General features: G+C 69.9%; 11 protein-coding genes. 8 read left to right on the top strand and 3 right to left on the bottom strand.

Annotated features, from left to right (window positions below; all coding sequences use genetic code 11):
• Nucleotides 1-15: 15 nt before the first annotated feature.
• Entirely contained in the window at nt 16-1,440 is a 1,425-nt protein-coding gene (locus tag LV780_RS12125) for a divergent polysaccharide deacetylase family protein (RefSeq protein WP_108221443.1), read from the bottom strand.
• A 177-nt stretch (nt 1,441-1,617) separates the two neighbouring features.
• Between LV780_RS12125 and LV780_RS12130 the strand changes: the two genes are divergently transcribed.
• Genes LV780_RS12130 through lexA form a run of 6 tightly spaced genes read left to right on the top strand, consistent with a single transcriptional unit; the run spans nt 1,618 to nt 6,460 of the window.
• Nucleotides 1,618-2,199: an anthranilate synthase component II gene (locus tag LV780_RS12130; protein WP_101341423.1), complete on the top strand. Its 582-nt coding sequence runs from the start codon at nt 1,618-1,620 to the stop codon at nt 2,197-2,199.
• Nucleotides 2,196-3,212 carry an anthranilate phosphoribosyltransferase gene (gene trpD, locus LV780_RS12135; RefSeq protein ID WP_233863803.1) on the top strand — a complete coding sequence of 339 codons (1,017 nt, stop codon included), beginning with the start codon at nt 2,196-2,198 and terminating at the stop codon, nt 3,210-3,212. The genes LV780_RS12130 and trpD overlap by 4 nt, the downstream gene beginning before the upstream one ends.
• Nucleotides 3,213-3,243: 31 nt before the next feature.
• The gene (gene trpC, locus LV780_RS12140) at nt 3,244-4,056 is read left to right on the top strand and encodes an indole-3-glycerol phosphate synthase TrpC (RefSeq protein ID WP_011910040.1); all 813 of its coding nucleotides are present in this window, start codon (nt 3,244-3,246) and stop codon (nt 4,054-4,056) included.
• Nucleotides 4,056-4,535 (top strand): cyclic pyranopterin monophosphate synthase MoaC, encoded by a 480-nt coding sequence (gene moaC, locus LV780_RS12145; protein WP_101341425.1) that lies wholly within the window; start codon nt 4,056-4,058, stop codon nt 4,533-4,535. The genes trpC and moaC overlap by 1 nt, the downstream gene beginning before the upstream one ends.
• On the top strand, nt 4,532-5,716 hold the full coding sequence (locus LV780_RS12150; RefSeq protein WP_108221445.1) for a molybdopterin molybdotransferase MoeA: 1,185 nt from the start codon (nt 4,532-4,534) through the stop codon (nt 5,714-5,716). Before moaC ends, LV780_RS12150 begins: the two co-directional genes overlap by 4 nt.
• Before the next feature lie 57 nt (nt 5,717-5,773).
• The gene (gene lexA, locus LV780_RS12155; protein ID WP_011910037.1) at nt 5,774-6,460 is read left to right on the top strand and encodes a transcriptional repressor LexA; all 687 of its coding nucleotides are present in this window, start codon (nt 5,774-5,776) and stop codon (nt 6,458-6,460) included.
• A 14-nt stretch (nt 6,461-6,474) separates the two neighbouring features.
• On the opposite strand, the gene LV780_RS12160 is transcribed toward lexA, so the two are convergent.
• Complete coding sequence (locus tag LV780_RS12160; protein ID WP_233863804.1) at nt 6,475-8,514, bottom strand: ComEC/Rec2 family competence protein; 2,040 nt, start codon at nt 8,512-8,514, stop codon at nt 6,475-6,477.
• A gap of 76 nt (nt 8,515-8,590) precedes the next feature.
• On the opposite strand from LV780_RS12160, the gene gltX reads away from it, so the two are divergent.
• Nucleotides 8,591-10,006, top strand: coding sequence for a glutamate--tRNA ligase (gltX, locus tag LV780_RS12165; RefSeq protein ID WP_108221446.1), 1,416 nt, complete (start codon nt 8,591-8,593; stop codon nt 10,004-10,006).
• 107 nt (nt 10,007-10,113) lie between these two features.
• Nucleotides 10,114-11,400, top strand: coding sequence for a citrate synthase (gene gltA / locus LV780_RS12170; protein ID WP_011910034.1), 1,287 nt, complete (start codon nt 10,114-10,116; stop codon nt 11,398-11,400).
• 57 nt (nt 11,401-11,457) lie between these two features.
• Here gltA and LV780_RS12175 read toward each other — a convergent pair whose 3' ends face one another.
• Nucleotides 11,458-12,561 (bottom strand): DUF2235 domain-containing protein, encoded by a 1,104-nt coding sequence (locus tag LV780_RS12175; protein WP_101341430.1) that lies wholly within the window; start codon nt 12,559-12,561, stop codon nt 11,458-11,460.
• Between the last annotated feature and the right edge of the window lie 71 nt (nt 12,562-12,632).

The following is a 12,632-nucleotide window of genomic DNA, read 5'->3' on the forward strand; positions in this document are numbered from 1 at the left end:
GCCCGCGCAGCGCGCTTACCGCATCAGGGCGGTGACCGGCGCCAGCGCCACCGCATCCGCCCGCCCCTCGACCGTCCATTCCAGCAGGCCCTGCACCGTCTCGGGCCTTGTGTCGCCATAGACCGCCACCCGGCCCTCCTGCGCCGCCTTGAAGGCGGCACGGTCGAGCACGCGGCGGATCTCGGCCGCGTTCGCCCCCTCGGCATCGAGGCTGCGGAACACGACCGCCGCCGGGAGGCTCTGGCGCCGGGCCACCTGATCGGCGGCGTTGAGGCCGCGGTCGTGGGTCACGAGCCCCCGGCCCTGCGCCTCGAGGATGCCGACGACCTGCGTCGCCAGCGTCCGGGCCTCCTGAAAGCCGCCCGAAGGCAGGTCGATCATCCCGACCGCCTCCGGCACCGCAAGCGCGGCGGATTCGAGCATCACCTCGGCATCCGCAGCCGTCGCGCCCTCGGGCAGGCCCGTGGCGAGCATCAGCACCTCGTGCCCGGCCGCGCGATACATGGCGGCCGCGGTGGTCGCGCCGGGCTCCTGCGGGTCGATGACGAAGGTCACCGGGAACGGCAGGCCGGCCAGCGCCTCGCGGTCCAGGGCAGGCCCGCCCGTGTCGCGCAGGAGAACCGCGAACAGCGGCTTCTGCATCGGGTTCTCGAAGGGCCGCGCGTAGCGCCGGATCGGCGGCAGGTCGGTCTCGGGCGCAACCGTCGCCTGGGTCGTGGGATCGGGGTCGCCGATGCGCGGCAGGCGCGAGCCGTCTGCGGTCGTGCGCGGCGGGTCGGCCTCGATCATCCGCGGGCGCGCGGGATCGGTGATCCCTGCGGCTTCCGCCAGCATCGCCTCCTCTTCCGGCGTCAGGGGCGGAGGCGGCGGCAACTCGGCCGCGGCGGGATCGGCCTCGGCGGCGGGCACGCCCGGCTGCGCCGTCCCCTCGAGGCGGACCGGAGCGGCAAGGCTCGTGGCGGGACGCGCGGGCGCTGCGGCCTCGCCCGCCGGGGCGACCGGAACCGCGGGTTCGAGCGGCACCGACTGCGGCCGGGAAGCGGTGCGGGTGTCGGGCGACGAGGTGTCGGGCACGTCCGGGACGGCCACGGGCAACATCTCGCTGCGCGACGGTGCCCGGTCGGCCGCCGGCAGGACCGGCGGCGCGTCGGGCAGAGGCCGGGCGAACTCGGATCCGGCGGGCGGCACGAGATCCGTGGCGGGGCCCGCGGGCACGGCCCCGGCCGCCATCGGCACGGAAGCCGGATCGGCTCCTCCGGCGGCGTCCGCCACGGCGGCGCGATCCGAGGAGGAGGAGACATCCGCGGCCACCGTCGCGGGCTCGGCCTTGACGGAGGGCCAGGTCGTGCCCGGAGGCCGCGCCATCTGCGAGGCGACGGCGAGGCCCACGCTGCCCACGATGCCGCCCATCAACACGCCCGAAAGGAAACCCCGGCTCATCTGGCCACTCCTGCCCACTGCCCCTCGCGCCGGCCCGTTCCGGGCCTTCATGGGGCATTTCGCGCGTTTCCCGCGCCGTTCATCCCCTTGACGCCCCTGCGCCCGTCGTCCCATGTATAACGCGACCGTCGCAAGGGTTCACCCCCTATCCTCCACATCGCCTCGGGGTGCCGCAAGATGCTGCTTCTCATCGACAACTACGACAGCTTCACCTACAACCTCGTGCATTATCTGGGGGAACTCGGGGCCGAGGTCGATGTGCGGCGCAACGATGCGCTCGACGTGCAGGCCGTCATGGCGCTCCGGCCCGAGGCCATCGTGCTCTCCCCCGGCCCGTGCGACCCCGAGGCCGCGGGGATCTGCCTGCCGCTGACCGCCGCCGCGGCCGAGGCGAAGATCCCGCTCCTGGGCGTCTGTCTCGGACACCAGACCATCGGCCAGGCCTTCGGCGGCAAGGTGGTGCGCTGCCACGAGATCGTGCACGGCAAGATGGGCGCGATGCACCACGAGGGCAAAGGCGTCTTCGCCGGCCTGCCTTCGCCCTTCCTCGCCACGCGCTACCACAGCCTGATCGTCGAGCGCGACAGCCTGCCCGACTGCCTCGAGGTCACCGCATGGCTCGAGGATGGCACGATCATGGGGCTTCGCCACAAGACCCTGCCGATCGAGGGCGTGCAGTTCCACCCCGAAAGCATCGCGTCCGAGCATGGCCACCAGATGCTGCGCACCTTCCTCGACAGCGCCCGGGTGGCGGCATGAGCGACCGGCTGAAGCCGCTGATCGGCACCGCGGCCACCCGCCCCCTCACCCGCGAGGAGGCGGAGTTCGCCTTCGAATGCCTGTTCGAGGGCGAGGCCACCCCCGCGCAGATGGGGGGCCTTCTGATGGCGCTGCGCACCCGCGGCGAGACGGTGGATGAATATGCCGCAGCGGCCACCGTCATGCGCGCCAAGTGCCACAAGGTCCGCGCGCCCCACGGGGCCATCGACATCGTGGGCACCGGGGGCGACGGCAAGGGCACGCTGAACATCTCCACCGCGACCGCCTTCGTCGTGGCGGGCGCGGGCGTGCCGGTCGCCAAGCACGGCAACCGCAACCTCTCGTCCAAGTCGGGCGCCGCGGATGCGCTGACCGAGATGGGGCTCAATGTGATGATCGGCCCCGAGCGGGTCGAAGAATGCCTGATGGAGGCCGGGATCGGCTTCATGATGGCGCCGATGCACCATCCGGCGATGCGCCATGTGGGGCCGGTGCGGGCTGAGCTGGGCACGCGGACGATCTTCAACATCCTCGGGCCGCTGACCAATCCGGCGGGCGTGAAGCGGCAGCTGACCGGCGCCTTCTCCCCCGACCTCATCCGGCCCATGGCCGAGGTTCTGGCCGCGCTCGGATCCGAGAAGGCGTGGCTCGTGCATGGCGGCGACGGCACGGACGAGCTGGCGATCTCGGCCGCCTCGAAGGTGGCCGCGCTCGAGGGCGGGCAGATCCGCGAGTTCGATCTGCACCCCGAGGAGGCGGGCGTTCCCGTCCACCCGTTCGAGGAGATCGTGGGCGGCACGCCGGCCGAGAATGCGCAGGCCTTCCGCGCGCTGCTCGAGGGCGCGCCCGGCGCCTATCGCGACGCGGTGCTGCTGAACGCGGCGGCGGCGCTCGTGGTGGCTGATCGGGCCGCTACCCTCGTGGAAGGGGTAGAGATCGCCACCGAAAGCATCCTGTCCGGTGCCGCCAAGGCGAAGGTCGCCCTGCTGGTCCGGCTGACGAACGCCGCCTGACGGCCAAGAGACAAAGGGGGACCGGCCGGCGATGAGCACCATTCTCGACCGCATCAAGGCTTACAAACTGGAAGAGATCGAGGCCCGCAAGGCCGAAAGGCCGCTGGTCGCGGTCGAGGATGCGGCCCGCGCCGCGCCTGCGCCCCGAGGCTTCGCCCGGGCCCTCTCGGCGGCCGCCGCGACCGGCTACGGGCTGATCGCCGAGATCAAGAAGGCCAGCCCCTCGAAGGGCCTCATCCGCGAGGATTTCGACGTGCCCGCGCTGGCCCGCGCCTATGAGGCGGGCGGCGCCACCTGCCTCTCGGTCCTAACCGACGGCCCGTCGTTCCAGGGAGCGGACGAGTTCCTGCGTCAGGCCCATGACGCGGTCAAGCTGCCCTGCCTGCGCAAGGACTTCATCTACGACACCTATCAGGTGGCGGAGGCCCGCGCGCTCGGGGCCGACTGCATCCTCATCATCATGGCAAGCGTCAGCGACAGCCAGGCGCTCGAACTCGAGGCGGCGGCGAGCCAGTGGGGCATGGATGTGCTGGTCGAAGTTCATTCGCGCGAGGAACTCGCGCGGGCGGAACATCTGAAATCGCGGCTCATCGGCATCAACAACCGCAACCTCGACACGTTCGAGGTCTCGCTTGACGTGACGCGCGATCTGGCGCGACGCGTGCCCGAGGACCGGCTGATCGTCTCCGAGAGCGGGCTTTACACGCCCGACGACCTTGCCGACCTCGCCCGCTACGGCGCCCGCTGCTTCCTGATCGGGGAAAGCCTGATGCGGCAACAGGATGTCGAGGCGGCCACCCGCGCCATCCTCGCGGCGCCGCTCACCTCGCAAGGCGGCATCTGATGGCCGGGCTGAGCCACTTCGATGAGGCCGGCCGCGCGCATATGGTGGATGTGTCCGACAAGCCGGTGACGGCCCGCGTGGCCGTGGCCCGCGGCGAAGTGCGGATGAGCGCGGCGACGCTCGCCCTCGTGACCGAGGGCCGGGCGGACAAGGGCGATGTGCTGGGTGTCGCACGGCTTGCCGGGATCATGGCGGCGAAGCGCACCGCCGACCTGATCCCGCTCTGCCACCCGCTGCCGATCACCAAGGTTGCGCTGGACCTGACGCCCGACCCGGGCCTTCCGGGCATCGTGGTCGAGGCCACCGTCCGGACCGGCGGCCAGACCGGCGTCGAGATGGAGGCCCTGACCGCCGTCTCGGTCGCCTGCCTCACGATCTACGACATGGTGAAGGCGGTCGAGAAGGGCATGGAGATCACCGGCATCCGCCTGCTGCTCAAGGATGGCGGCAAGTCGGGCCGGTTCGAGGCCACGCCATGATCCGGGTCGAGGAGGCCCTCGAGCGGGCGCTGGCGCTCGCCTCTCCGTTGCCGGTCGAGAAGGTGCCGCTGGCCTCGGCCTCGGGGCGCGTGATGGCGCGGCCGGCGGTGGCGACGCGCGATCAGCCGCCCTTCGATGCCTCGGCCATGGACGGATATGCGGTGATCGGCGATCCGCCGGCGGGCGCGACCTTCGCCGTGGTGGGCGAGGCCGCGGCGGGCCACGGTTGGCAGGGCGGGCTCGAGCCCGGACAGGCGGTGCGGATCTTCACGGGCGCGCCCGTTCCACCCGAGGCGACCCGCGTGGTGTTGCAGGAGGATGTGACGGTCGAGGCGGGCGTGATCCGTCTGGCCTCGGCGGCCACGGGCGGCGCGCATATCCGGCCGAAGGGTCAGGACTTCCGCGCCGGTGACAGCCTGTCGCCCCGGCGCCTGCGGCCGAACGACCTGGCGCTTCTGGCCGCGATGAACATTCCCGAGGTCACGGTGACGCGCCGCCCGGTGGTGGCCCTGATCGCCACCGGCGACGAGCTGGTGATGCCCGGCGAGGTGCCGCGCCCCGATCAGATCATCGCCTCGAACAGCTTCGCGCTGAAGGCCCTGGTCGAAGCCGAGGGCGCCGAGGGGCGGCTTCTGCCCATCGCGCGCGACACCGAGGACGAGCTGCGCACCGTGCTGGATCTCGCCTCGGACGCCGACCTGATCGTGACGATCGGCGGCGCCTCGGTGGGCGACCACGATCTCGTGGGCAAGGTGGCGGCCGAGATGGGGCTGGAGCGCGCCTTCTACAAGATCGCCATGCGCCCCGGAAAGCCGCTGATGGCGGGCCGCCTGCGGGACGTGCCGATGCTGGGGCTGCCGGGCAATCCGGTCTCGTCCATCGTCTGCGCGCATCTCTTCCTGTTGCCGATGCTGCGCGCGATGCTGGGGCTGCCGGCTGGTCCGGCACCCATGCGAAGGGCGGAACTTGCGGTTGCCTTGCCGCCAAATCCCGCCCGCGCGCATTACATGCGCGCGCGCCTGACCCCGCGCGAGGGGCTGCCGCTGATCGAGCCCTTCGGCTCGCAGGACAGCGCGCTGCTGCGGCTGCTGGCCCAGGCGGATGCGCTGCTCGTGCGGCCGGTGGATGACCCGGCGCGCGAGCCGGGCGAGGCGATGGATTACATTTCCCTGAACGCTTGACACAAAGCGGGAACGCGGGCAGAACATGCGGTGAACCCTTCGACGGAGGTTGCCGCCGTGCTGACACGCAAGCAGATGGAACTGCTGGACTTCATCAAGACACGGATGGACCGCGACGGCGTGCCGCCCTCGTTCGACGAGATGAAGGATGCGCTCGACCTGCGGTCGAAGTCCGGCATCCATCGGCTGATCACCGCGCTGGAAGAGCGTGGCTTCATCCGCCGCCTTGCCCACCGCGCCCGCGCGATCGAGATCGTGAAGCTGCCCGAGGCGATGGAGCGGGCGGGCTTTGCCCCCCGTGTGATCGAGGGCGACCGGACGGAGCCTCCTCGGGGCGCGCGCCCGGTGGAAACGGCGAACGCGCTCGATCTGCCCCTGATGGGCCGGATCGCGGCGGGCCTGCCGATCGAGGCCATCACGGACGGGGCGCAGTCGGTCACGGTGCCGAGCATGATGCTGTCGGGCCGCGGGCAGCACTACGCGCTGGAAGTCCGCGGCGATTCGATGATCGAGGCCGGGATCAACGACGGCGACATCGTCGTGATCCGCGAGCAGCAGACGGCGGACAATGGCGACATCGTGGTGGCGCTGGTCGCGGATCATGAGGCGACGCTGAAACGCTTCCGTCGCCGCGGCGGCATGATCGCGCTCGAGCCCGCCAACGCCTCCTACGAGACGCAGGTCTATCCCGACCACATGGTCAAGGTTCAGGGCAGGCTCGTGGGGCTGATCCGCAGCTACTGACGGCGCACCGCGGCTCAGGGGCGGCCGCTCCAGAGCCTCCGGTCGGCGCGCGCGGGCACCATGCGCAGCCCCTCGGCCTCCGGCCAGATGGCCAGCGCGCCGGTGCGGGCCAGCACGGACTGGTCGATCAGCTGACAGCCCGGAGGAACCGGCCCCTCGTGCCGCGCCGCGAGGATCACCAGCTGCGCCGTGGCGCAGGCCTCGGGCATCCGATCGGCCGCTCCCTTTCCCTTGAGGGCCACCCCCTCGATCCCGGCCATCGAGAAGCGCCGCGCGCCGCGAGGTCCGTCAAATCCCGGTCGCGCGGCGGCGGCCGGCTGATCCGCCAGATCGCCGTCGTTCTCAAGCCAGCTTCGCGCGGCAAAGCCCCCCCCCCGTGCCGACGACAGCGCCCGGCCCTCGGGGCCCAGAAGGCCGACCAGCGCCCCATCCGACGAGACGAGGAGCGGCGGCCGGTCCGCCTGCGCCCAGAGCAGGAAGGCCCCCGCCATGCCGACCAGCCCTGCATGGCGCGCCCTCCCCCGCCAGAGCATGAGCCAGAGCCCTCCGAGCGTCAGGATCGGCAGCACCCACGGCCCCGGCGAGGCCACTGCCCCGACCGAGCCGGGCAGCGCCGCCACCCAATGCGCCACCCAGAGGATCCAGCGCGCGCCAAGCTCCATCGCCCAGAGCGCCGGGAACGACGCGCCGAAGGGGGCAAGCAGCGCCGCAACCCCGGCCGCGGGCATCACCAGCAGCTCCATCATCGGCACGGCGATCAGGTTGCCCATCAGCCCGTAGGTCGCGATCCGGTTGAAGTGGGCCGCCGCGTAGGGGCCGGTCGTGACACCGCCGATCACCGACGAGACGAACAGCAGGAACACCGGCGCCACGAAGCGCGACATCGTGCGGGGATGGACCCGTTCGCGCAGCGCGTTGAAGCCCCAGATCAGGCCCGCCGTGGCGGCGAAGGACATCTGGAAGCCGGCCTCGAGCAGGGCCTCGGGCTGCCAGAGCAGGATCACGCTGGCCGCCAGGGCAAAACTGCGCATCGACAGCGCCCTCCGGTCGGCAAGGATCGCCGCCAGCATGACGGCAATCATCACGAAGGCGCGCAGCGTGGGCACGTTCCCCCCCGACATCAGCAGGTAGAAGCCGGTGGCGAGGAAGGCCACGCACGCCGCGATCTTCTTCGTCGGCAGGCGCAGGGCGAGCGGCGGAACAAGGGCCAGCCCGTGCCGCACGAGCCCGAAGACAAAGCCCGCGAGAAGGCTCATGTTCAGGCCCGAGATCGCGAGGATATGCGCCAGCCCCGACAGCCGCAGATCCTCCATCGTGGCGGCGCTGATGCCGGCGTAGTCGCCGGTCAGCACCGCGGCGGAAAAGGCGCCGGCCTCGCCCGGAAAGCGATCCTGCACGCCGATGCGGACCGCCACACGCAGCCGGTTCACGAGGCTGTCGCCGCGCGCCGCCGGCTCGAGCATCACGACGGGCGTCCGCGTGTAGCCCACCGCACCCAGCCGGTCGAAGAAGGCCATGCGGCGGAAGTCGAAGCCGCCGGGCTCGGCCGGGGGCAGCGGCGCGTCGAGATGGCCGGTCATCATCACGACCATGCCGGGCTTCGGCTCGAAGGGCTGCAGGCCATGAACGGTCACCCTCACCCGCTCGGGCGTGCGCTCGGGCGGGGTCCGTTCCAGCACCAGACGGTCGAGCGTCAGGCGCAGCGCGTCGGTCTGCGAGCGGTCGATGGACAGCACCCGCCCCTCGATCGCGCCGTAATAGTGAAAGCCGAGGATCGGTGCCGCCAGCACAGCGGCCCTGAGGCCGGCCGCGAGGAACCCCGCCGCGATACAGGCCAGCGCCACGATCGGAGGATGGAGGAGTTCGGGCGCCTTCCAGCGGCCGAGGAGGCCAAGGAGGGCCAAGGCCAGCGCCAGCGCATAGGCGGGCCATCCCGGCTCGGCCGACGGCACGAACCAGATCCCGATCCCGATCCCGAGGAACACCGGCACGAAGGGGAACAGGAAGCCCCGCGCTTCGGCCAGAGCCACGAGCGGAAGCGCCAATGCGCGCACCTTGTTTCCCGATCCGTGATTGCCTAGACAGGCCCGATCCTGAGCGCCTGATGGTTTCAGAAAGGTTAATCCACCCATGTCCGCCGCGTCCGAAAAGCCTGTCGTCACCCGTTTCGCCCCGTCGCCGACCGGCTATCTGCACATCGGCGGCGCCCGGACGGCGCTGTTCAACTGGCTCTTCGCCCGCGGTCGCAAGGGCACCTTCCTGCTGCGCATCGAGGACACCGACCGCGAACGCTCGACCCCGGAGGCGACGGACGCGATCCTGCGCGGGCTGACCTGGCTGGGCCTCGACTGGGACGGCGAGGTGGTCAGCCAGTTCGCCCGCAAGGATCGCCACGCCGAGGTGGCGCGCGAGATGCTGGCACGGGGCGCGGCCTACAAGTGCTTCTCGACCCAGGACGAGATCGAGGCCTTCCGCGAGGCCGCGCGGGCCGAGGGCCGTTCGACCCTGTTCCGCAGCCCCTGGCGGGAGGCCGATCCCTCCACCCATCCCGATGCGCCCTATGTGATCCGCATGAAGGCGCCGCGGACCGGCGAGACGGTCATCGCGGATCGGGTGCAGGGCACGGTGCGCTTCCAGAACGAGACGCTCGACGACATGGTGGTGCTGCGCTCGGACGGGACGCCGACCTACATGCTGGCGGTGGTGGTGGACGATCACGACATGGGCGTGACCCATGTGATCCGGGGCGACGACCACCTGAACAACGCCGCGCGGCAGACAATGGTCTATGAGGCGATGGGCTGGGAGGTGCCGATCTGGGCCCATATCCCGCTGATCCACGGGCCGGACGGCAAGAAGCTGTCGAAGCGGCACGGGGCGCTCGGCGTCGAGGAATATCAGGCGATGGGCTATCCCGCCGCCGGGATGCGCAACTACCTGACCCGTCTCGGCTGGGCGCATGGCGACGACGAGTTCTTCACCTCCGAGCAGGCGATGGCGTGGTTCGACCTGGAGGGAATCGGACGTTCGCCCGCCCGACTCGACTTCAAGAAGCTGGAGAATGTCTGCGGCCAGCATATCGCGGTCATGGATGATGCGGCTGCGATGCATGAAATAGAGGCATATCTTGCTGCGGCGCGGAAACCCGCCTTGACCGACCTGCAGGCAGGGCGGCTTTCGGCGGCTCTTTACGCGCTGAAGGACCGGGCCAAGACCTTCCCGGAACTGCTTGAAAAGGCCCGATTCGCCCTCGAGTCGCGGCCGATCGCGGCGGATGACGCTGCGGCAAAGGCGCTCGATGCGGTATCCCGTGGTATACTGCGCGAATTGACGCCGATCCTGCAAACTGCTAGCTGGTCGAAGCAGGAGCTGGAGGCCGCCCTGACCGCCTTCGCGGGCGAGAAGGGAATGGGCTTCGGCAAACTGGCCGGCCCCTTGCGCGCCGCCCTTGCCGGGCGCACGGTGACGCCCAGCGTCTTCGACATGATGCTGGTCATCGGTCGGGACGAGACGATTGCGCGGCTGGAGGATGCCGCGGCGGCCTGACGGAGCCGCCCTCCCCTCTTCGCCGCATCCCGGTCCTCAACGGAACCGGATCCTATCGGCCTCGCGCCATTCCGCGCGACGCCGGCCCGAACGAGAGAGGGAGAAGCATGACGAAATCCGCAAAGCTCACGATCGGAGAGAAGGTCATCGACCTGCCGATCCACTCGCCCACCCTTGGGCCGGACGTTCTCGACATCCGCAAGCTCTACGCGGAAGCTGACGTTTTCACCTACGATCCGGGCTTCACCTCGACGGCGGCCTGCGAAAGCACGATCACCTACATCGACGGCGACAAGGGCGAGCTTCTCTATCGCGGCTACCCGATCGAGCAGCTGGCCGAGCGGTCGCACTATCTGGAAGTCTGCTACCTCCTTCTCTACGGAGAGCTGCCGAACGCCGCACAGGCGGCCGACTTCGAATACCGGATCACGCGGCACACGATGCTGCACGAGCAGATCCACTACTTCTTCCGCGGCTTCCGTCGCGACAGCCACCCGATGGCGACGATGGTGGGCGTGGTGGGCGCCATGTCGGCCTTCTATCACGACTCGCTCGACATCAACGATCCGTGGCAGCGTGAGGTCGCGGCGATCCGCATGATCGCCAAGCTGCCGACGATCGCGGCGATGGCCTACAAATATTCGATCGGCCAGCCCTTCAACTACCCGCAGAACCATCTCGATTACGCCGGCAACTTCCTGCATATGTGCTTTGCGGTGCCGGCCGAGTCCTACACGGTGAACCCCGTCCTCGCCAAGGCGATGGACCGGATCATGATGCTCCATGCCGATCACGAGCAGAACGCCTCGACCTCGACGGTGCGTCTGGCGGGCTCGTCGGGTGCGAACCCCTTCGCCTGCATCGCGGCCGGCATCGCCTGCCTCTGGGGGCCCGCGCATGGCGGCGCGAACCAGGCCTGCCTTGAAATGCTGCGCGAGATTGGCACTGTGGACCGAATCCCGGAATACATCCGGCGCGCCAAGGACAAGGACGATCCGTTCCGCCTGATGGGCTTCGGCCACCGGGTCTACAAGAACTTCGACCCGCGCGCCAAGGTGATGAAGGAAAGCGCCGACGAGGTGCTGGGTCTGCTGGGCATCGAGAACAACCCGACGCTGCAGGTCGCCAAGGAACTCGAGCGCATCGCGCTGGAGGACGAGTATTTCGTCTCGAAGAAGCTCTATCCGAACGTGGATTTCTACTCGGGGATCATCCTCGACGCGATGGGCTTCCCGACCTCGATGTTCACGCCGATCTTCGCGATCTCGCGGACGGTTGGCTGGATCTCGCAGTGGAAGGAGATGATCGGCGATCCCACGCAGAAGATCGGCCGCCCGCGCCAGCTCTACAAGGGCGAGAAGACCCGCGACTACGTCGATCTGCGCCACCGCTGATCGGGACATGAACGAACGGCGGCTCCTCGGGGGCCGCCGTTCCGCTTTGCCGGGCGCCTATCCCTGCGTCGGCTCTCCCGCCTCGGCCGGGCCCAGCCGGAGCCGCCACTTGCGGGGGGCGCAATCGGGCCGCAGGGCTGTCGGGTGGAGATATTCCGTCGGACAGCACAACTGCGACCGGCGCTGCCGCCACAGGAAGAGCTTGCCCCAGCCGGCATAGAGGCTCGTCATAGGGGCGCTGGCGTCGCAGGGAAACTCGGCGCGCCAGCTCTCCGGAAGTTGCAATCCACAATGGGCGGCACGCTCGAGCATCCAGACCAGCGGGATGTTGGACAGCAGGCGCGAGCCATGCCGACCGCCGTTGAGCTGGCCGCCGATGTCACCGTGGCCACCGCGGAACCAGGCCTGCTCGACGATCTGGCCGTGGTAGGGATAGTCCCAGAGCACCGGCTCGAAGACCGTGCGGGTCTCGTCCATGGCCAGCGCGTGAAAGCCGTGGCGCACCGTCCGGCCCAGCCTGTGGCTGTGGAAGGCGTGCCGGTCCTCGGTCAGCCGCCACAGCAGCGGCAGCCGCAACCCGAGGGCCTTCACGGTGTCGAAGATGCCCACCACCTCGATCTCGACCCGCGGATGACAGTAGCGGCGCGAAAAGGCTCGGGCATGGGGTCGGATGCTGCCCTGCTCGTAATGGCGCCAGGCCAGCTGGACATTGCGCTCGGTCGCCTCTTCGCGGCGCAGCAGCCCGACCCGGTCGATCACGCCCGCCAGCGAGCGCACGGCATAGGCCCCGCGCGAATAGCCGAAGAGGAAGATCCGATCGCCCGGCTGATAGTGCGAGGCGAGATAGCCATAGGCGCGGCGGATCTGGCGGTTGAGACCCCTGCCCTGCACGAGGTCGCCGATCCTGAGCCAGCCGCACCATTGCAGGCCGGGCTCGTAATAGATCGTGCGATGGACCGAGCGACGTCCCTGGCGCAGCAGTTTGAAGATCAGTCCGACGTTGGTCTCGTGGCCCGGCTCGAGCGAGGAACAGGTGCCGTCAAGCAGGATCACATGATCCACCGGCCCCCTGCGGGCACCGCGCCCAGGCGGTGTGGCCGGCTCTGTCGTGACGGTTGGATGGGTCCGCAGCCAGTGACGGATACTCTTGATCAGCGACATGCCGCAACCTCCGGTTCGACCGCGGTTCCGCCCTCGCACTGAGTCAACTGGTCGAGCGCCGACATGTAGCC

The sequence above is a fragment of the Cereibacter azotoformans genome (assembly GCF_021391315.1).
In the GTDB taxonomy this organism is placed as follows: Bacteria; Pseudomonadota; Alphaproteobacteria; order Rhodobacterales; family Rhodobacteraceae; genus Cereibacter_A; species Cereibacter_A azotoformans.